The organism is Streptomyces silvisoli, assembly GCF_029269905.1.
In the GTDB taxonomy this organism is placed as follows: domain Bacteria; phylum Actinomycetota; class Actinomycetes; order Streptomycetales; family Streptomycetaceae; genus Streptantibioticus_A; species Streptantibioticus_A silvisoli_A.
In genome coordinates this window covers 36,539-56,109 of record NZ_JARJBC010000003.1, presented here as the reverse complement: position 1 = coordinate 56,109, position 19,571 = coordinate 36,539, and the positions used below count along the sequence as shown (strand labels likewise).

22 protein-coding genes are annotated in these 19,571 nt (G+C 69.7%); 8 read left to right on the top strand and 14 right to left on the bottom strand.

Annotated features, from left to right (window positions below):
* The first annotated feature begins 384 nt into the window (after window positions 1–384).
* The 4 genes from P3G67_RS05755 (at window position 385) to P3G67_RS05740 (ending at window position 2,515) form a co-directional block, all read left to right on the top strand.
* Entirely contained in the window at window positions 385–837 is a 453-nt protein-coding gene (locus P3G67_RS05755) for a Crp/Fnr family transcriptional regulator (protein WP_269854757.1), read from the top strand.
* Between the two features lie 65 nt (window positions 838–902).
* Entirely contained in the window at window positions 903–1,223 is a 321-nt protein-coding gene (locus tag P3G67_RS05750) for a nuclear transport factor 2 family protein (protein WP_269854756.1), read from the top strand.
* 70 nt (window positions 1,224–1,293) lie between these two features.
* On the top strand, window positions 1,294–1,767 hold the full coding sequence (locus P3G67_RS05745) for a group III truncated hemoglobin (protein WP_276092493.1): 474 nt from the start codon (window positions 1,294–1,296) through the stop codon (window positions 1,765–1,767).
* Between the two features lie 103 nt (window positions 1,768–1,870).
* A complete protein-coding gene (locus P3G67_RS05740) occupies window positions 1,871–2,515 on the top strand; it encodes a LysE family translocator (RefSeq protein ID WP_276092492.1) in 645 nt (214 codons plus the stop codon).
* A gap of 10 nt (window positions 2,516–2,525) precedes the next feature.
* Here P3G67_RS05740 and P3G67_RS05735 read toward each other — a convergent pair whose 3' ends face one another.
* Window positions 2,526–2,855: a DUF3040 domain-containing protein gene (locus P3G67_RS05735; RefSeq protein ID WP_276092491.1), complete on the bottom strand. Its 330-nt coding sequence runs from the start codon at window positions 2,853–2,855 to the stop codon at window positions 2,526–2,528.
* Window positions 2,856–3,096: 241 nt separating this feature from the next.
* On the opposite strand from P3G67_RS05735, the gene P3G67_RS05730 reads away from it, so the two are divergent.
* The gene (locus P3G67_RS05730; protein WP_276092490.1) at window positions 3,097–3,963 is read left to right on the top strand and encodes a DUF4142 domain-containing protein; all 867 of its coding nucleotides are present in this window, start codon (window positions 3,097–3,099) and stop codon (window positions 3,961–3,963) included.
* 48 nt (window positions 3,964–4,011) lie between these two features.
* On the opposite strand, the gene P3G67_RS05725 is transcribed toward P3G67_RS05730, so the two are convergent.
* A complete protein-coding gene (locus tag P3G67_RS05725) occupies window positions 4,012–4,398 on the bottom strand; it encodes a VOC family protein (RefSeq protein WP_276092489.1) in 387 nt (128 codons plus the stop codon).
* Window positions 4,399–4,640: 242 nt separating this feature from the next.
* Here P3G67_RS05725 and thrS point away from each other — a divergent pair, with 242 nt between their 5' ends.
* The gene (thrS, locus tag P3G67_RS05720; protein WP_276092488.1) at window positions 4,641–5,912 is read left to right on the top strand and encodes a threonine--tRNA ligase; all 1,272 of its coding nucleotides are present in this window, start codon (window positions 4,641–4,643) and stop codon (window positions 5,910–5,912) included.
* 3 nt (window positions 5,913–5,915) lie between these two features.
* Here thrS and P3G67_RS05715 read toward each other — a convergent pair whose 3' ends face one another.
* Together P3G67_RS05715 and P3G67_RS05710 are read right to left on the bottom strand one after the other, a co-directional pair.
* Window positions 5,916–6,935: a zinc-dependent alcohol dehydrogenase family protein gene (locus tag P3G67_RS05715; RefSeq protein ID WP_276092487.1), complete on the bottom strand. Its 1,020-nt coding sequence runs from the start codon at window positions 6,933–6,935 to the stop codon at window positions 5,916–5,918.
* Window positions 6,925–8,913, bottom strand: coding sequence for an aconitate hydratase (locus tag P3G67_RS05710; protein WP_276092486.1), 1,989 nt, complete (start codon window positions 8,911–8,913; stop codon window positions 6,925–6,927). The genes P3G67_RS05715 and P3G67_RS05710 overlap by 11 nt, the downstream gene beginning before the upstream one ends.
* Window positions 8,914–9,067: 154 nt before the next feature.
* Here P3G67_RS05710 and P3G67_RS05705 point away from each other — a divergent pair, with 154 nt between their 5' ends.
* Window positions 9,068–9,439: a hypothetical protein gene (locus P3G67_RS05705; RefSeq protein ID WP_276092485.1), complete on the top strand. Its 372-nt coding sequence runs from the start codon at window positions 9,068–9,070 to the stop codon at window positions 9,437–9,439.
* Between the two features lie 26 nt (window positions 9,440–9,465).
* On the opposite strand, the gene P3G67_RS05700 is transcribed toward P3G67_RS05705, so the two are convergent.
* The 10 genes from P3G67_RS05700 to P3G67_RS05655 form a co-directional block, all read right to left on the bottom strand.
* Entirely contained in the window at window positions 9,466–9,699 is a 234-nt protein-coding gene (locus P3G67_RS05700) for a hypothetical protein (protein ID WP_276092484.1), read from the bottom strand.
* Window positions 9,700–9,774: 75 nt separating this feature from the next.
* A complete protein-coding gene (locus tag P3G67_RS05695; RefSeq protein ID WP_276092483.1) occupies window positions 9,775–10,098 on the bottom strand; it encodes a putative quinol monooxygenase in 324 nt (107 codons plus the stop codon).
* Window positions 10,099–10,768: 670 nt separating this feature from the next.
* The gene (locus P3G67_RS05690) at window positions 10,769–12,592 is read right to left on the bottom strand and encodes a glycoside hydrolase family 15 protein (RefSeq protein WP_276092482.1); all 1,824 of its coding nucleotides are present in this window, start codon (window positions 12,590–12,592) and stop codon (window positions 10,769–10,771) included.
* Between the two features lie 277 nt (window positions 12,593–12,869).
* Window positions 12,870–13,436, bottom strand: a complete 567-nt coding sequence (locus P3G67_RS05685; protein WP_276092481.1) for a class I SAM-dependent methyltransferase — start codon at window positions 13,434–13,436, stop codon at window positions 12,870–12,872.
* A gap of 110 nt (window positions 13,437–13,546) precedes the next feature.
* Window positions 13,547–14,050, bottom strand: coding sequence for a hypothetical protein (locus tag P3G67_RS05680; protein WP_269854743.1), 504 nt, complete (start codon window positions 14,048–14,050; stop codon window positions 13,547–13,549).
* A 2-nt stretch (window positions 14,051–14,052) separates the two neighbouring features.
* On the bottom strand, window positions 14,053–15,381 hold the full coding sequence (locus P3G67_RS05675; protein WP_276092480.1) for a molybdopterin-dependent oxidoreductase: 1,329 nt from the start codon (window positions 15,379–15,381) through the stop codon (window positions 14,053–14,055).
* A 464-nt stretch (window positions 15,382–15,845) separates the two neighbouring features.
* Window positions 15,846–16,352, bottom strand: coding sequence for a nitroreductase family deazaflavin-dependent oxidoreductase (locus tag P3G67_RS05670; RefSeq protein ID WP_276092479.1), 507 nt, complete (start codon window positions 16,350–16,352; stop codon window positions 15,846–15,848).
* 101 nt (window positions 16,353–16,453) lie between these two features.
* Window positions 16,454–16,681, bottom strand: coding sequence for a hypothetical protein (locus P3G67_RS05665; protein WP_269854740.1), 228 nt, complete (start codon window positions 16,679–16,681; stop codon window positions 16,454–16,456).
* Window positions 16,682–17,082: 401 nt separating this feature from the next.
* The gene (locus tag P3G67_RS05660) at window positions 17,083–17,541 is read right to left on the bottom strand and encodes an SRPBCC family protein (protein ID WP_276092478.1); all 459 of its coding nucleotides are present in this window, start codon (window positions 17,539–17,541) and stop codon (window positions 17,083–17,085) included.
* A gap of 42 nt (window positions 17,542–17,583) precedes the next feature.
* Complete coding sequence (locus P3G67_RS05655) at window positions 17,584–17,871, bottom strand: hypothetical protein (protein ID WP_276092477.1); 288 nt, start codon at window positions 17,869–17,871, stop codon at window positions 17,584–17,586.
* 384 nt (window positions 17,872–18,255) lie between these two features.
* Here P3G67_RS05655 and P3G67_RS05650 point away from each other — a divergent pair, with 384 nt between their 5' ends.
* Window positions 18,256–19,506: a glycosyltransferase gene (locus tag P3G67_RS05650; protein WP_276092476.1), complete on the top strand. Its 1,251-nt coding sequence runs from the start codon at window positions 18,256–18,258 to the stop codon at window positions 19,504–19,506.
* Window positions 19,507–19,571: the final 65 nt, after the last annotated feature.

The window sequence follows — 19,571 nt, the reverse complement described above, 5'->3', positions numbered from 1 at the left end:
CGCTGCCGCGCGGGGCTGCTTTGGTTGTGTGGGGTGCGGTTGCGCTGCCGCGCGGGGGCTGGTGGCTTCTGGTCGTTGCGGTGGGGTTGGGACCGCCGGTGTGCGTGGTCCGGGCTGCTCGCCGTCGGGGCGGGAGATGATCGCGGGTCCGGCGTGCGATCGTCGCGGAAAAACCCACGTCAGGGCGTCCCCGTCAGGGCCGGGACAACCGGCGCCGGAGCGTGTGAGCCGCTGGCGGTCCCCGTGCGATCCGGCTGCGGTGCCGTGGCTCCGGGGCGTCCCGGCAGCGGAGCCGCTGTGCCGGGGCCTCGGGATGCCGTGGGGGGTGATTGCGGGTGCAATGGAGCTACCGGATCCCGCCCGGTGGCGAGGAGGCCTACGGCCATGACTGCTGCGACGCGCCTGCTCAGGGCCCTTCCGGCGGTGCACCGTGACCGCCTGATGGAACTGGCCAAAGAGGTCTCCTTCGACCAGGACTCCCGGATCTTCGAGGAACAGGGCACCGCTGACCGGTTCTGGGTCATCCGATCCGGCGCGGTCACCCTCGACCTGCGAATACCGGGGCGGCGCCCGGCCACCGTCGCCACCCTGGGCCCCGGCGACCTGCTCGGCTGGTCATGGATGTTCCCGCCCTACACCTGGGACTTCGGTGCGGAGGCGCTGAGCCCGGTGCGCGCCTATGAGTTCGACGGGGCGCGGGTGCGCGCGCTGTGCGAGGAGGATCCCGTGCTGGGCTACGCCCTGGTACGGGCCGTGGCAGAGGTCCTCGCCCACCGGCTCCAGATCGCCCGCTCGAAGCTGATGGACCTGCAGACGCAGCGTGGCGGCTCCTGGTGACCAGAGACCCGATTCACCCGTTCGGCTGATTGCGTCGAGTACCGCACACGAAGGGAACGACACCCGTGATCCGCGCCAGCGAGCTTTCCAACCCGGCGGTCCGCGCACTGGTGGACGCCATCAACTCCGGCGACCAGCAGGCCTTCTTCCAGACGCTGACAGACGATGCGACCATGTCCGACGACGGTTCCGACCGCGACCTGCAGCAGTGGACGGACAGGGAGATCTTCTCCTCCAACGGCCGCATGAACGTGGAGTCGCAGTCAGCCGACGGACTGTCCCTGGTCGCCAGCTTCCGCAACGACACCTGGGGCGAGATGCGCACGGCGTGGCGGTTCACCGTCACCGACGGGAAGATCAGCCGGTTCGATACCGGACAGGCCTGAGCTACCAGCCGGTATGCCTCCCGTGCGCCGTTAGAGTGGGGGACTCCCGATATCTGTGGTGGTGGATGTGATGGCAGGGCCGCGCCCGGTCCCTCCGGCGGGCCGCCGGGATCTGGGCGACCGCGGTGATGTGCTCGCGCTGCTGGACGACTTCTACCGTGCCGTCCTCACGGATGACGTACTGGCCCCGGTGTTCGAGGGGGTCGGCGCCGACGTCCCCGCGCATCTACCGGTAATCGCCGACTTCTGGGCGGGGCAGTTGTTCGGCCACGGTGCCTACCGGGGCGGACTGCTCCGCGCGCACCAGCGTGTGCACGGTGAACACCCGCTGAACCAAGGGCACTTCACCCGCTGGCTGCTGCTGTGGAACCGTGCCGTCGACGCGCGATGGTCCGGTCCCGTGGCGGAACGGGCCAAGGCCCAGGCGGCGCGGATCGCCACCGCGATGCACGGCCGCCTGGAAGGCCAGCGGTCAACTCCCCAAGAGGTACTCGGCGCTTCGGCGCCGCGCCTTCCCGTCGTACACCAACCACACTCACACTAGCCCGAGTTGGGCCTCTGCATTCTGAACTGTTTAGTGATGCTAAATCAATTCTGCTAGAAACTCTCGCTGGTGCTGTACCGTGGGCAGGCGTCAGGCTTGACGCATGATCACAACGGGCTCGGTTCTCGGTGTCTCGGCGGTGGCCCTCGGCATGGTGCTCACCCCGGGACCGAACATGATGTATCTGGTCTCGCGAAGCCTCACCCAGGGACGTAAGGCCGGTCTGGTCTCCCTTGCCGGGGTCGGCGTCGGCTTCCTGTGCTACCTGGGCGCCGCAAACCTCGGCTTGTCGATGGTGTTCGTCGTGGTGCCCGCGCTGTACGTCACCGTGAAGCTGGCGGGTGCCGGATATCTGGCGTACCTCGCCTGGCAGGCCCTGCGGCCCGGCGGACAATCGGTGTTCACGCCGAGCGAGTTGGCGCCGGACTCCACCCGACGGCTTTTCGCCATGGGCCTGATGACCAGTCTTCTCAACCCGAAGATCGCGGTGATGTACCTCTCGCTCATACCGCAGTTCATCGAGCCGCAGGAGGGCCATGTGATGGTCCAGGGCTTCGTCTTCGGTGGCATCCAGGTGGTGGTCAGCCTGGCGGTCAACTGCGCCATCGTCCTTGCCGCGGGCACCATCGCGCGCTTCCTCGCCCGGCGTCCGACATGGCTGCGGGTCCAGCGCTACCTGATGGGCACGGTGCTCGGTGCGCTCGCGGTCCGGCTGGCGGTGGACAACTCCAACCCCACACCGGCCTGACGGGCCACGGTCAGTTCTGCGGCGGCCGGTCGCGTCGCCCCCGGCGCCGGTCTCGCACCATGTCCACGGTGAGCACGACGGTGAGCAGCCAGGTCGCGGCGACGGCCGCGATCACCGCGGGAGCCAGCGAGGCGACCGCCATCACCATCAGCGCCGTGGACGCCACCGTCACCAGGACCACCAGCAGCGGCCGCCACCGACGCAGCCAGCCGGTGGCGTTCGGGAGCCGCCGCAGGCGCATCGTCCGCAGTCGGCGATCCAGGCCGTCGTCCTGCCGCAGCATCGTCTCGATCTGCTCCAGAGCCCGGCGCTCCTCGTCGGAGAGTCGATGTCCGTCCATCGCCGACACCTCCGTGACCGCTCCCGAAGGCCTTTTCTTCCCACCTTCTACGGTAGCCGCAGCAGCGCCCGTGAGCGCTGGAGTTTCACAGTTGATCTGTTCCGGATCCGGGGCCGGGTGCCCGGTGACCACGACCGTTGCGCCATCCGTAGGCCGGTCCGTGTCGGGGGCCGTGTGACCGGGGACGTATGTGGCTCCCACGGCGCCGACCGGTGCGCACAGGAGAGGAACGGAGGGCGTGATGGTACGTAGCCGGGCATGGGTCTGCGTGGCGGCGGCCGGACTGGTGATGGCGGCCGGACTCGCTGGTTCCGCCGCCGCGGAGGATCCGAGCGCCGCACCGGGCGCGCCCAGCGCCGCGGCCGGTCCCGCGCCGTCGAACAGCCCCGCCGCGTCCAGCGCCCCCAGCCCGTCGAACAGTCCCGGCGCCTCGGACAACCCGAGCGCGTCGGGCAGCGCCAGTCCTTCCGGCGGCAGCGCCAGCCCGTCGGACAGCGGGACGCCCACCGTCGGTCCCGGTGACGCCGCCTTCCTCGGCGCGCTGCACCAGGGGGACCTCGCCGAGGTCAACGCGGGTCGGGACGCCGTGCCCCACGCGGCGGCGGCTTGCGTGATGCGGGTCGGCGCCGCACTCGTGCGTGACCGCGGCGCGATGGACAAGGCGGTCAGCACGCTCAGCGGACAGCTCAAGATCGCACTTCCGCCCAGTCCCACCCCGGCCGAGAACGACCAGCTCGCCCGGATCGGCAGGAGCGCGGGCACATCCGGCTACGACACCCAGTGGCTGCGCGCCCGGTCGGCGGCGCACACCGACACCCTCAGACTGATCGACCAGGAGATCGCCTCCGGTGGGCCGGGCGACCATTCCAAGGTCGTCGCCGCCGCCCAATCCGCCCGCCCGCTGGTGGTTCACCACCTGGCGATGGAACGCAACTGCCATCCGCTGGGCGCCTCGGGCGGCCCCCAGCAGACGGCGTCGGGTGTTTGGAAGTCGCCGCACGGCAGATGGAGCGCCACGCACGTCTCGGTGCTCGTGGTGGGTTCGCTGCTGGTGATCGCCGCCTCGGCGTGGGCCACCCGCAGATGGCACCGCGACCTGTCCCGCTGACCGCGGCAAGTGCGATGCGGGCCACGGGGAGTTGAACGCCCTTCGGGCTCAGCCGCCGTCGCCGTGGGGGCGGGTGAGGATCTCCAGATTGTGCCCGTCCGGATCGTCGAAGTACGCCCCCCGGCCACCGTCGCGGTGGTTGATGCGGCCCTTCTCGGCGTGGCGGGGATCGGCGTAGTACGTGATGCCCGCCTGCTTGATGCGTTCGAAGATCGTGTCGAACTCGTCGTCCGACACCAGGAACGCGTAGTGCTGCGGAGTGATCGGTTCCGTACCGCTGTCCGCGAAGTCCAACGTGACACCGTTCGCCGCCGTCACGGGCACGAACGGCCCGTAGGGCGCACCGACTTCGAGACCGAGCACGGAAGCCAGGAACCGCGCCGACGCCTCCTTGTCGTGCGCCGCGACGATGGTGTGGTTGAGCTGGATCGTCATGGCGAAAGCCTCCAAGCATGGGTGGCTGAAGCCCTAAGAAAAGGGTAGGCCCACTCCGCGCCCGCCCGGCACCCCCACCGGGCGAAGCCGGGGCACCCTCTTGGGCAGGTGCCGCGCTCCAGGAAAAACCATCGCCCACCCCCGCCACAGGAGATACCCTGTGATCATGAAGCGCGCCGCTGTGACGACGACGCCGGACCCAGTCCCGGCGCGCTGACACCTGCCAAGAAGCCCCGGGGCGAGTGCCCCGGGGCTTCGTCGCGGTCACTCGCTCTGGCAGTACCGAGGAGACCGCCATGCACGACCACCGCAAGCTCGGCCGCGAGCTGGACCTTTTCGACTCCGACCCGCTGATCGGCGCCGGGCTGCCGTACTGGCTGCCGAACGGCGCCGCGGTGCGGCACGCCCTGGAGGAGTACATCCGGGAGGCGGAACGGCGAGCGGGCTACCGCCACGTCCACTCGCCCGTACTGGCCAAGCGCGAGCTGTACGAGATCTCCGGGCACTGGGCGCACTACCGCGACGACATGTTCCCCGCGATGGAACTCGGCGGTGAGCAGTTCGTACTGCGCCCCAGCCTGTGCCCGCACCATGCCCTGATCTACCGCTCCCGCGAGCACAGCTACCGCGAACTGCCGCTACGGATTGCCGAATTGGGCGGAATGTTCCGCTCTGAACTGTCCGGTGTCCTGGGTGGGCTCACCCGGGTGCGGGCGATCCAGCTCAACGACGCCCATGTCTTCTGCACCCTGGAACAGGCCGCCGACGAGGCGCGGGCGGCGCTCGAACTCATCGACCGCGCCTACCGGGTCATGGGCATCCGCGCCGCCAGGTACCGCCTCTCGCTGCCCGGTCCCGGGGGCAAGTACGTGTCGGATCCGGCGATGTGGCGGCGCGCCGGAGCCCTGCTCACCGAGGTGCTCGACGCCATCGGGGCGCCGTACGAGGCCGAGGAGGGCGAGGCAGCCTTCTACGGGCCGAAGATCGATGTGCAGATCGCCGACGGGAGCGGCCGTGAGTCGACCCTGTCCACCGTTCAGGTGGACCTGTACCAGCCGCGCCAGTTCGACCTGCACTACATCGGGCCCGACGGGGCGGCGCACCGCCCGGTGATGGTGCACCGCAGCATCATCGGCAGCGTGGAGCGGGCGGTGGCCCATCTGATCGACACCCATGGCGGCGCGTTCCCCGGCTGGCTGGCGCCGGTCCAGGTGGTGGTGCTCCCGGTATCCGACGACGAACTGCCCGACGCCCAGGCGCTGGTACGGCGGTGCGTCGAACAGGGCCTGCGCGCGGAGTGTGCCGCGCCGGATCGCGGTTCGCTCAGCGCCCGGGTGCGCGCCGCGCGACTGGTGCCTTACCAGGCCGTGATCGGCCCGAAGGAGGCCGTCGACGAGCGGGTGGCGCTACGGCTGCGTGACGGCCGCCGGATCGATCCGCTGCCGGTGTCCGAGGCGGTGGACCGGATCGCCGCACTGGTCGGCCGCAACTCCCTTGAACTGTGGGAGGAGTGATGTTCAGTCAGGCAGCAGTACGGCCACCCCGTTGACCTTGCCGGTGGCCAGGTCGGTCAGCGCCCGGTCGGCCTGCGCCATGCCGTACCGCTGGACGTGCACACGCGGCCGGACCCGGGCCGCCTCCGCGAGGTAGGCCCGGCCGTCCGCACGGGTGTTGGCGGTGACGGAGCGGACGGTCCGCTCCTGGAACAGGTGCCGCGCGTAGTTCAGCGACGGGATGTCCGACAGGTGGATGCCCGCGATGGACAGCGTGCCGCCCCGGTCGAGCGCGGTCAGCGCGACCGGCACCAGTTCACCGGCCGGTGCGAACAGGATCGCCGCGTCCAGTGGTTCCGGCGGGCTCGCGGTCGCCGGGCCCGCCGACGCGGCACCGAGTTCCAGGGCGAGCCGCTGGGCGTCCTCGCCACGGGTGAGGACGTGCACGGTGGCGCCCTGGGCCACGGCGAGTTGTGCGGTCAGATGCGCGGAGGCGCCGTACCCGTACAGGCCGAGGCGGCCACCCGGCGGCAGCTCGGCGCGCAGTAGTGCGCGGTAGCCGATGATGCCCGCGCACAGCAGGGGCGCCAGTTCGTCCTCCGGCCAGCCCTCGGGCAGCGGGTAGACGTATCGCGCGTCCACCACGGTGTGCCCCGCGTATCCGCCGTGGATGTCCCAACCGGTGTAACGGGACTCGGGACACAGGTTCTCGCGTCCGGAGCGGCAGTACGGGCAGACGCCGCAGGTGCCGGCCAGCCAGGCGGCGCCCACCCGGTCACCGGGCCGGAAGTCGCGTACGGCGGTACCGGCGGCCAGCACCCGGCCGACGATCTCATGGCCGGGGGTGCACCGCGGGCGGCGCGGCGGCAGATCGCCCTCGGCCAGATGCAGGTCGGTCCGGCACACACCGCACGCGTGCACCTCGATCAGCAACTCCTCGTCTCCCGGCGGCGGGACCTCACGTCGCACCCGGCGCAACGGCGCGCTCGCCATGGGGCCCGGGGTTTCCACCACCCACGCCAGCGTCACGGTCTCATGCGTCATCGGCCGCCTCCTCCCGTGCCAGAGCGGGGATGGCGCCGCCCGCGAGCACCGCCTTCCTCCGGCGGGGCGAGAGGTGGTGGTGTACGCCGTACTCCTCGTCGCGGGTGGTGTTGCGAATACGCAGCCTCGGCTCCGCGTCCGCGGCGAGCGCGGCGTGCAGACCGGTCAGCCGCAGCCGATCACCCGGCCGGACACGGTCGTAGTCCGCCGGATCGTCGAACTCCAGGGCCAGCACTCCGAAGTTGGCCAGGTTCTGCCAGTGGATCCGCGCGAAGGACTTGGCGACGACGGCTCGTAGCCCCAGGTAGCGCGGGGTGATCGCGGCGTGCTCACGGGACGAGCCCTGGCCGTAGTTCTCACCGGCCACGATCAGATGGCCGCCGTCCTCCCGGGTGTCAGCGGCGCGCTGCGGGTACTCCGGATCGATCCGGGTGAGGGTGAACCGCGCGAGCTTGGGGATGTTGGAGCGGTACGGCAGCGCCTTGGCACCGGCGGGGGAGATCTCGTCGGTCGACACGTTGTCGCCCGCCTTCAGCAGTACCGGCCCCTCGATGGTGTCCGGCAGCGGATCGAAGTCCGGCAGCGCGGAGATGTTCGGCCCGCGCTCCAGCTTGACCCGTGCCGCCTCGTTCGGCGGTAGCGGCGGCTCCAGCATCGCGGGGTTGACCGAGGCGCGTTGCGGCAGCTCGGGTGCCCGGTAGCCGATTCCGCGGTCCTCGGCCCAGTCGCGCGGGTCGGTGATCACCCCGGTGAGCGCCGAGGCCGCCGCGGTCTCCGGGGAGCACAGCCACACCGCGTCCTCCTCCGTGCCGGAACGGCCGGGAAAGTTGCGCGGGAAGGTACGCAGCGAGTTGCGCCCGGCGGCCGGTGCCTGGCCCATGCCGATGCAGCCCAGGCAGCCCGCCTGGTGGATCCTGGCGCCCGCCGCGATCAGATCGAACGTCGCGCCCGAGCGGGTCAGGTCCTGGAGGATCTCCCGCGAGGTCGGGTTGACGTCGAAACTCACACCCGGCGCGGTCTGCCGTCCCCGGACCATCGCCGCGGCCATCGCGAAGTCCCGTAGCCCCGGATTGGCCGAGGAGCCGATGACCGCCTGGCTGATCGACTCACCCGCCACCTCCCGGACCGGCACCACGTTCCCCGGCGAGGTGGGTTTGGCGATCAGCGGCACAAGAGCGCTGAGGTCGATCTCGTCCTCCAGGTCATAACGCGCGCCGGGCTCCGCGCTGATCTCGCTGAAGTCGTCCTCGCGCCCCTCCGCCCGCAGGAAGTCGCGTACCGCCTGGTCCGACGGGAACACGCTTGCCGTGGCGCCGAGTTCGGCGCCCATGTTGGCGATGACATGCCGGTCCATCGCGGTGAGGGACGCCAGACCGGGACCGTGGTACTCCAGCACGCGGTTGACCCCGCCGCGCACCCCGTGGCGGCGCAGCATCTCCAGGATGACGTCCTTGGCGCTCACCCACGGCGGCAGTTCACCGGTCAGCCGTACGCCCCAGATCCGCGGCATGGTCACGTACAGCGGGCGGCCCGCCATGGCCAGCGCGACCTCCAGACCGCCCGTGCCGATCGCCAGCATGCCCAGGGAACCGCCCGCGCAGGTGTGGGAGTCGGAGCCGATCAGGGTCTTGCCCGGGACCCCGAAGCGCTGCATGTGGGTGGGGTGCGACACCCCGTTGCCCGGCTTGGAGTACCAGACGCCGAACCGGCGCGCCGCCGACCGCAGGAAGTCGTGGTCCTCCGCGTTGCGTTGGTCGGCCTGGAGCAGGTTGTGGTCGACGTACTGCACGCTGACCTCGGTGCGTACCCGGTCCAGGTCAAGCGCCTCCAGCTCCTGCATCACCAGGGTGCCGGTCGCGTCCTGGGTGAGGGTCTGGTCGACCCGCAGCGCGATCTCCTCGCCCGGTTCCATCCGCCCGGACACCAGGTGGGCGGTGATCAGCTGGTGGGCGACGGTCCCCTTCGCGGGCGTCTCCATGAGTTCCCTCCCTGTCGAGTGGGGGATCCACCGGGCGTACCCCCTTGTCCAGCCTGGCGCGTACCGGCCCGTCCCGCACGTGCGGGACGGGCCGTATCGGACGGCGTGGAACGGGTATGCCTAGGGGCAGAACGTACGGATCGAGGTGACCGTGATGCTTGTGTTGGGAATGTTGCTGGTGGGAGCGACCGCCGCCTTCGTAGCACTGGCGATCGTGGAGAACTTCTCAGGTGGGCCCGGTTACAGCGTGACCCTGTTCGGCCAGCATGTCGCGACGCTCAACGCCTTGGAGACGTTCCTGGCGGGCCTGGCGCTGGCCCTGGTGTTCTGCTTCGGCCTGGCGATGATGACCGGCGGTGCGCTGTGGATGCGGGTTCGGCGCCGCAGGCGGCGTGCCCGCCGGGCGGTGCGGGAGCCCGATGTGACGACCGCCCGCGACACACAGGGCGAGCCGACCGCCGCTGAGGCCGGTACCACGACGGGCAAGCCACGGCATCGGCACGGGCTGCACATCTTCGGGCACTGAGCGGAGCGGCGGCACTCGGTGCGCGGTCAGCCCGCGCCGTTGGTGTGGAAGGCGTCGCACAGGCCGGTCAGCGAGTCCCGGGACACGATGCTGTCGCTGAGCGCCTGCTGGGCCAGCGGCAGGCCACCGCAGTGGCGCTGGCCCGTCACTCCGGTGCCCAGCGGCCCGGCCGCCGACGCGGTGCCTACGGCGGTCAACACCAGACCGGCGCCGAGCACGGCGGCGGCCGCTGACCGATGAACGTTGCTGACCCTGACCATGGGACTTCCTCTCCTCGCTGAAGGCTTCTGCCCGAAAGAACGGAAAAGTCCGCGACGGGTCACTGGTGCGTCGCCCTACGACGGCAACCCCGGCCCGCTCAACGGGGTGAACTCCACGACCTCCGGCCGCCCGGCGAGCTTGTTCAGCACGTCCTCGACGGTGAACTCCCGCTCCGGCGTCACAGCGGCCAAAGCGGCGTTCACACTCTCCTGATCGGCCCACATCTCAACGACCCGCACCACGTCCACGTCGCCCTTGTCCTGGCAGATCACATACATCTGGCAGCCCGGTGCCGCCTCCAGCACCGACGCGACTTTCGACAGGACGTCAGCCAACTCGCCCCCCTTGCCGGGTTGCGCGCGCATGGTGACGAAACGGCCGATTGTAGGCGTGGACATATCGGGATGTTACCCAATGGAACGGATGGTGTTCCGCTACCGTACGTGTCGGCGGGCCCCCGGACTCACTGGCGTGAGCCCGGGGGATCGGCCACCTGCACGACCGCCAGTCGCGCCTCTCGTCCTACGAGGTCAGCACCAAGTCAGCACCGTTCATGTGCTCTGGGCTCCTCCTGCCAGGTGCTTCCTGAGGGCCGCATGGACGACCTGCCTGCAGCGCTCGCAGCCGTCCTGGGTCAGGTGACCGTACTGGTCCACGGTGATCTTGATTGATGAGCCCGGCCACCGGGTTCCAACGCCCGTACGCTGGCATGGGGGGACCGCCCAGTCTCCAGTCGTGGACGTCTGCTGCTGGCGAACTCAGGTGGCAGACCTCACCTCCTGCTCGGGTGCTCGGGCAAACTGCCACCCGCTCTGTCGCTCAACTGCCCTGCGGGAGCGCTATTGCGTAACTCGGCTGAAGAGGTGGCAGGGATGGGAGATGTCGGCTGCTTCACGGTGCCGCCCGGAAGGCACTCCGCGATGTCGGGCGTGGGTTGAAGATGCAAGCAGCGTTGCGGCGGCGAGGGATGAAGATCAGGGCGTACAGGCGCTTGGGTGAGACGGTGCCGAGGTGGGGAAGTCGGCGGCGATGATGCCGTGGGCCTGGGCTGTGAGACGGGTTGTTCGCCTACTGGGCGTGAACTTCCCGTCGTTCGGCATCGCGAATGGCGCGAGCGGCGTTGATGAGTCCGATGTGGCTGAAGGCCTGGGGGAAGTTGCCGAGGGCCTCTGCTGTGGTGGAGTCGGTCTCCTCGGCCAGCAGGCCCAGGTCGTTGGCGTGTGTGAGGGCGGCTTGGAAGGCGCGTCGTGCACGGGTGGTGTGGCCGGTGAGGGCGAGGGCTTGGGCGAGCCAGAAGGTGCACAGCAGGAAGGTGCCTTCTTCTTCCTGCAGCTCGTCGGTGAGGTAGCGGCGGACCAGGCCGTTGCGGTCGGCCAGTTGGGTGGCGATGGCCAGCACGGTGGACTGGACGCGGGGGTCGTGCGGCGGCAGGAAGCCGACGATGGGCAGCATCAGCGCGGAGGCGTCGAGGTCGTCACTGTCGAATGCCTGAGTGAAGGCGCCCAAGGCGGGGTTCCAACCGCGTTGTTCGATGGCTTGGCGGATCTGGTCGCGCTCGTGCTGCCAGTGGGGCAGGCGTTCGTCGGCCTGGAGGATGGAGGCCATGGCGATGGCGCGGTCGAGGGCGACCCAGCACATCAGTTTCGAATGGAGGAAGTGCCTGCTGGGTCCGCGTCTCTCCCAGATGCCCTGGTCCGGTTGGGCCCACCGCTGAGCGGCTGTCTCGGCCGCCTGGACCAGGAAGGTGCGGGTGGCTGGGTCGAGAGGCTCATCGGGCGGCAGGGTCTGGTGAGCGGCGTCGAGGAGTTCGCCGTAGACGTCGAGTTGGCGTTGGCGCCAGGCGTCATTGCCGATCCGGACGGGGCCGCTGTCGCGCCAGCCGGTCAGGTGAGGCAGAGGCCGCTCGCTCAGATCGCGTTCCCCGCCGATGCCGTACATGATCTGCAGGTCGACGCCGCGGTCGAGTTGGGTTGCCGCGGCCCGGGCGAGGAAGCCGAAGAACCGGTCCTTCTCCTTCTCGCAGGCGGCCGTGGCAAGCGCCTGAACGGTGAAGCTCGCGTCGCGGACCCAGGTGTAGCGGTAGTCCCAGTTGCGCATCCCGCCCGTTCTCTCGGGCAGGGAGGTGGTGGCCGCGGCGACGATGGCCCCGGTGGGGGCGAAGGTCAGGGCTCGCAGCACACGCCCGCTGTGACCCACCTCGTCCTGCCAGGGGCCGACGTAGCGGCGGTGGAGCTTCGACCAGGAGCGCCAGCCTTCGATGGTGTCGGACATGCGGCGCCGGATCCGCCCCGCCCGCCAGCCCACCGGCTCCTTTTCCCACGCCGATCCGACGTGCAGGGCGAATCCGAGGCGGTGCCCCGCCGAGAGCGGGATTCGGCCGTGCGCTGTGGAGCCGCTCACCCGCAACTCGACGGGGCCCGACAACAGCAGAACATGGGCGCCCCCGTACGCCGCGAGCCCGCCTCGCACGGCTGACAGGAGTGGGTGGACGAGTCCGAACTCCGGGCGCGGCGCGTAGGCGATCTCGATGTTCACCCGCCCTTCGGTACAGGTGATCTGCCGCAGGAGCGTTCCGGGGGAAGCGGTCCCGAGCGCGTGCCCGCGTTCGCGCCGTCCCAGGGCAAGGGCATCGTGCAGGACCGCCGTACCCGCGGTCGTGCGGAAGGTCGTCTCCAGAACAAGGGTGTCTTCAACGTAGCGGCGGCTGATCTCGCACGGGCCGGTAGGGCGGATGGACCAGTGGCCGGCGTCCTCGTCGAGGAGTCGAGCGAAGATCGCCGGGCTGTCGAATCGCGGCAGGCACAGCCAGTCCACCGAGCCGTCGGAGGTGACCAACGCGGCCGAGCGGCAGTCGGACAACAGAGCGTGGTCACCGATCGGTCGCGCACTCATACGTCGCAGCCCGTCCACCTCGGGCCGGGCGCGGCCCAGCTGGGACGACGTGAGAAGTCGCCTGTGCCGCAGGCCTGTCCGGGTGCCTGACGGGTGTCATTTGATCCCAGCCTCTCTGCACAGCGGATTCCCCCACCCAACCAGCACGATCGGGGGGTCGCACGTCCCGGCTGCCGGTGATTGCCCCGTATGGGTGGCACGACCTGATACCGCGCCCTGCACCTGGCGTCTGGTCGGCGTACGTCGTGTCTCCTCGCCACCGCGTGATCAGCCTCCCTCAGCAACGACGTCCCGAAGTTGAGGCCTGGTGGCGGAGGGCGAGGAAGCATCGGTGGCGACATCTCCACTGGTCGGTGACGCTGAGGGCAAGGTCCTTGGCGATCCTGTGAAGCGCTGGTGCTCCCAGGCGCGCCCAGCGAAACGGCGGCCCTCTGTGGCCGTGGACGTCCTCGAACCACGCGGTGCAGAGTTCCTCGACGTCGTGACGGTCGACCTCGACGAGGAGGACACCCGTCGGGGCGACGAGCTGGACACACCGGCGCAGCAGGGCGCGCGGGTCGCCGTCGATGCCGATGTTGCCGTCGATGAGCAGGATGGTCTGCCAGCCTCCCTCGGCCGGTAGCCGGTCGAACACCGATCGGCACAGCGCGATCCCGCCGAGGGCGGTGGTATGCGCCACCACGCGGGGAGCCACATCGACACCCAGCGCGAAGATTCCGCGACTCAGGAGTGCTCTGCACAGTCGGCCCGGTCCGCAGCCGACGTCGAGAACGGGGCCGGCGCAGCGACTGAGCACGGATTCGTCGGCTGCGGTGGGTTGCGCGTACCAGCGGTGCACCGGCATCCGGGTCCGATGGCCGTCCGCCAGCCGCAGGTACATCGGTCCGTGGCCGGTTCGCAGGGCCTGTGCGTAGGGGTCTGCACCGGGGCAGGGCGATGGGTCCTCGTCGGACGTCATGGTGCGGCGTCTTGACCCGGTGCGGGTCGTTCCTCGGCGGCGCGCGCGGCCCGCCGGACGCGGCGGAGCTTGAGGGCGAAGGCCAGTGCGGAGGCGGCGAAGAGCACGGCGGTGATGGCCAACCACCGGCCGAGGTAGACCCCTTCGGGCAGCCGTGCGGCACCGGGGTAGGGGATCGACAGGTCGAAGATGAGGGGGAACCAGACGAGCAGGAGCACGCCGGAGAGGAAGGTGGGCACGCGCAGGTAGTTGATCCACGGCACCTGCGGTTCGGGGGTGGCCTGGTGCCGGAGAACGGTGTGGGCCGACAGGTCGGCCAGGGAGTACAGGGGCAGCAGGATCAGGTCGTGGAGGATGGCCGCGCCGACGAACCAGATCGCGACGTCGAGTGGGCGGACGGCGAACAGGCGCACCACGGCGTAGCCGGTGAGGGCGAACGAGGCGATCAGGACGAGAAGGTGGAGAGGGCTGGAGCCGTACCAGCGGACGAAGCGGGTCATGGTCAGGTCCTGAAGGTGAGCCGGTGCACCCATTTGGTGTTGTTCACGCCGGGGTTGGCTGGGACGATGATGCGGGCTGGGTAGCCGTGGTCGATGGAGAGGTCCGCGCCGTTGACGTGCAGGGCGAGCAGTGATCGCGGGTCGTGGATCTGGTTGCCCCGTAGCACCACCGAGGCGTAGGGGCCGGGTGGTTGGACGGACTCCACCAGGACGCTTCCGGCGTCCGGGAGGCCCGCAAGGGCGGCGAGATCGGTCAGCCGAAGGCCGCTCCAGTGCTGGTCGGGGGTGGACCATCCCTCCACGCAGGCGATCGGCAGTGCGGCGGCATGCTGGGGCATCGCCAGGAGTTGCTCGCGCGTGAAGACCAACGGCGGCCGACTACCTCGTAGCTCCAGCCGCCAACTCGGACCGAGGTGTGCCGGATTGACGCCGACGGCCGCGGCGGTCTTGTTGATCTGGAAGCCGTTCGGGCCGCTGCCTGGGGCGCGGTTGTGCGGCGCGAGAAGAGCGGTGTTGCGCGCCCAGCCGCCGATGCTCTGTCCCGCGGTGACCACCAGGAGGAGCAGCGATCCGCCGCCCACCATGGTCAGCGCGCCGCGCCGGGTCATCGTCGGCGGCGCGGGAGCCTGCGGCACCAGGCCGTCGGGGTCGGGGGGCTCGGGCCGGGTGTGAGCGAGGTCGGTGCGCAGTTCAGCGGCCAGGCCGCGGGAGCGCAGGGCGCGGCTCATCCGGCCGAGCCTGAGGCATACGTGGACGACGAAGGCGGCGATGAACACCCAGGCGCCGTAGAAGTGCAGGGTGTAGAAGGAGCCGGGAAAGACGTAGTACAGCTGGATGTTGAGGATGCCGGTGACGAACTCGAAGATCACCCCGCCGACCAGCATCAGCAGGGACAACCGCTCCAGCCCGTGGGCGACGGTGCGGACCGGCAGCCACTCGAACAGCTTCGGGATCACCGACCACAACTTGGCCAGCAACACGGGCACGAGCACCACACCGAGCGTCACGTGCACGCCCTGGGTCAGCCGGTACAGCCAGTACGGATGCGTGGGCCAGTCGAACAGGTAGAAGCCCAGCAGGCCCTTGTCCGGCGTCTGGTCGTTGATGCGGTCGAGTCCCGGGTTGTAGGCGGCGTAGGAGAGCATCCCGGTGACGAACAGCAGCGGGATGCCGATCAGCAGCACCAGGCCGAACACGGACGTCAGCCAGGGCCCGCGGATGGGACTGCGCCAGAAGCCGGGGCGGAACGGCCCCGGGGGCGGGGGAGTCTGCTTGAGCCGCCGCACCAGGGCCCGGGCACCAGCGGCCCCCGTGGCGGCCCGCGCCGCCATGGCATCGCGAACACGCTCAACGCGCCCCGGCGTGTGGTCCTCATCCGACCTCGGGCGCCGCGGCCCGCCGGAGCCCGGGGCCGACGGCCGTCCGCCACTGTCCATCGGCCACCTCCTCTGTCCCCGAGCCGACTCTCAAAGGGGTGGCTCGAACCCCACCGCTCCGTAACCGCCTGTCACATCGTCGCTACAAACTGGCACAGATGGGTCGGCTCTCCGTGTCTGCCATGCATGCGGGCGTCCGTCGCCAGCCGAACGGTCGAACCGGCGCTCCGCACAGTTCCCCGGATTCCCGCACGCCGGCCTCATGATGGTGGGGTGCCATGCCCCAGCGCACGGCACAGCGCCCCCAGGAAGCCCGGCCGCACCACGCTGACCAGAGAAGCGGTCTCGTTCGTCATCCGCTCGCGCCTGAGGTGTGGGTAGCCGATGCCATGCGGCCGGCGGACGTGCATGCGGGTGCCTCAACTGTCGGCGGCTGTTCGTGTGGAAGTCGGGGTCAGCCTGACGAAGGGGACGTGGTCGCGCCCTGCGAGGTAGAAGTCGTCTTTGGTGCCGTTGACTTCCAGGCCGCAGATCCGCATCAACTTGGCGGCGATGCGGGGATGTTGGCTGGCGTAGTCGGCCATGGCGCGGCCGGATGCCTCGGAGGTGAGCGGAGAGGCGACGGCAGGGGTGCGGCGGCGTCCCACCTGGATGGTGACGGCCGGATTCCGGCAGATGTTGCGGTACCACTGGGCGCGGACGCCGAAGCCCGAGGCCACCAGGTAAGTGTCGGATCGCGGGTCGTACCCGGCGACTTCGAGGACGACCTGGCGAAGCTGTCCCGTCGTCCGCCCGGTGTGCGTGAGGAGCAGGAAGCGCCTTCCGAGCAGCCACCCCAGACGCCATCGGTAGAGGTGGATCGGGGCGCGCACCACATGCCGCCGCAGCCCGGCCGGTGACGGAAGGTCCTTCGACTTACGAGGCATGGAACTCCCCTTCTTCACCGGGGCCACGACAGCCTCCGACGGTCCGAACCCATAGCGGACACTTCGGATCCCCCAAAGCAGCCGCGCGACATGAGCGGGCTTCAGCGGCGCCCCAGCCAGCGCCCGACGACCCGCCACCCGCACTTGACGCATTGGGGTGCGCCAGCCGGCGTGTAGGGCGGTAGCACCCAGAAGCCCCCGATCTGGAAGTACTCCCGCACCTCCCCGCTCGGTGTCTCGCAGTGACGGACGTCGTACTGCCGCTCCCACTGGTGGCCACACTTCGGGCAGATGAACTCGACGAGGTCAACTCCCTTCTCGACATCCATGCGTCCCCCTCCGGCGGTTTCGAGCCCCACATGACGTCCATCGCATAAGCCCATTATTGCCATAGGCAAAATTGGCACAAGGCAAAACGTGTGCTGTTCGCGCGGCTGAGCCGATCCCCTTCACTGGCGGTCTCCGCGGGCCCGCACCACGGGTGCCCAGGTCGCTTGGTCCGCTGTCAGTGCCTGTCGGCGATTTCGCGGTCCGTCCACCCCAGGACGGCTTCTGGACACTTCCGGGTGGGTGTACCGACATCCGCGCAGGGCGCCCTTCCGCTCACCGCCACGGCCCGCGGGACGGAGGTCGGCAGGAAAGTTTCGGTGGCGCAGTCATCCCAAGTCCCGTTGTCCTACGCCTCGTTCGGTGCGGCCGGTTGTGGGACCGGCCGCACCTGAGGCGCGCGTCAGCGCTTCTCAACGAGCTTGGCGAGCTTGTCGATCGACATGCTCCAGCCCAGTTCGTTGTCAGCCGGTGACATTCCCGGAGGGAGGTTCTCGTGCACACCGGTCAAGTCGGTGCCGTCGCCAGCGTCCGCCAGCGTGTAGGTGATCGTCATCTCACCCCTCATGGCTGGGTCGTCGGTCTCGAACTCCAGCACTTGAACGACCGCGGTGTCGGGCACCAGCTTGACGAACCGGCCGTGAAACGTGTCGGTCCGAGCACTCGTCTTTCCCACGGTCGTGGGCACGTCGTAGGTCAGCGAGATCCGGAAGGCGCCGCCCTCACGCGCGTCGAACGAGTGGACGTGGCTCGTCATCGAGTCGGGCACCATCCACTGCTGGACGGCTTCCGCACTGAGCAGCGCACGGTAGACGACTGCACGCGGGGCCCGAAGGCGGCGGTTCAACCGAGTAGTGCCCACGGAGGAACTCTACTGACTTCGGCTCGTCACGGACCGGCCGGTTCACCCGATGTAGACACTGGATCCGAAGGCGAGCGCGGTTCCGCCGGGTTGGATGATCTCCTGCACGTCTCCTGAGCAGTTCAGGTCCGAGTAGACATAGGCGATCCCGTCTGTCTGGTTGACGATCAGCGATGCGAGGGTTCCAGTCGCGAAGCAGCCGCTGGGGTTGTTGTGGCCGACGCCGTTGATAACGAGGTTTCCGGTGGCCGCGTAGGCGGAGCCTGGAATGGCGAGGGCGAGCGTTCCGGCGGTGACAACGGCTCCGAGGGCGGTAGCGATGCGTCGCATGGCGGTTCCTTCCGTGCGTCAGGGCCACTTCCGTTGCGTGGCCCACCCATCACCGACCGTATGGGCGGTCACCGTCGAGGGGCACCGGTGCGTGGAAGTACCGGGAGTGGCAGCGGAGTTACGCGGATTCAGCAGGTGTGTCGGTGGGGCGCGGGTGTGTGTTGAGGCGGGGAGCGCAGCCTGCTCGCCCGTGCATCACTCCGGTCAGCTGCGGCGTTCGGCCCCGACCACCCGTTCGGACGATTTACGTCCAGCGAGGTGGATGGCGACGGTGGTGTCAGCGCGTCGGCCGTGGGTTTGAGCGGATTCGGTGTCGTGACGCCGTCGGTGACACGGATACGAGCACCGAGCACCAACTCCGTGCGCCAGAAGTCGGAGAAAGCCGTGCAGATACTGATCATCGCGACCGGCACCATGGGTGATGTCGCGCCGTACACGGGTTTGGGGCTCAGGTTACGGCAGGCGGGTCACCAGGTGGCGATAGCCACCCACAAGGGATTCGAGGACCTGATCCGCTCCTGCGGACTGGAGTACCGGCGTTTTCCGGGCGACCCCTGGGGGGCGGCCTCGACGATGGGGGTTCGTGTCGAACAGTCGGCCACCGGCCTTCCGCCGAGGCTGGCGGTGGCCCGGCTCATCCCCTCCCTGCTCAGGGACTGCGGGCAAGGTGTGCTGGATGCGGCCCGCCAGGGCGCTGACGTGCTTCTGGTCAGCCAGGGAGTGGCGCCCCTGGGCCGGGTCGTGGCGGAGGGGCTGGGTCTGCCGAGCCTGGGGGTCTTCGTGGTGCCGCTCATGCCCACGGCCTCCTTCCCCCCGGTCGGCGTCAGTCTCAGGTCGCTGGGTGCGCGGGGGAACCGGGCCGCGGGCGATGTGATGATGTCCCTGGCCATGCGCTTGTACGCCCCGGAGGTCCAGCGCTTACGCACGGAACTCGGCCTGCCCGGCCGCGGCGCGGGAATCCGCCGCGAAATCCTGCGGCGTTGGCCCATCTGGCACGGGTTCAGCCGACATGTGGTTCCGAGGCCGCCGGACTGGCGCCCAGGCCTGGAGCTGTCCGGATACTGGTGGCCCGCGTCGCCGCGGCAGTGGCAGCCGCCTCCACAACTGGTCGACTTCCTCGGCGCCGGGCCACCTCCGGTCTATGTCGGCTTCGGCAGCAACGCTCCGAGCCACGGCGAACGGCTCGGCACGGTGGTCGTCTCCGCGTTGCGCCGCGCCGGTGTGCGAGGAGTGGTTCAGAGGGGCTGGGCGGGGATGGAAGCGACGGCCGACGGTGACATCCTCTCCATCGGAGAGGTGTCGCACGAGTGGTTGTTCCCCCGTACCGCCGCGGTCGTGCACCACGCGGGCGCCGGTACCACTTCTGCGGGGCTGCGAGCGGGGGTTCCTGCCGTGCCCGTGCCCTTCCTGTTCGACATGCACTTCTGGGCGGCGCGTCTCGTCGCCCTGGGCGTCAGCCCCTCGGTGGTGCCCTTCTGCGCACTCTCGGAGGAACGGCTCGCCAACGCCATCACGATGGCCGTTCGCGACCCCGAACACCTGCGCAAGGCAAGAGCGGTGTCCTGCCGACTGGCGGATGAGGACGGTGCCGCTCCGGTGATCGAGGCGATCGACAACCTCGCCAGGTCGGCTTGACGGCCGACGCATCGCGGGCCCACGACGCTCAGCGGCCAAGGCAGCGGTCTCCGTTGTGGCTGTCC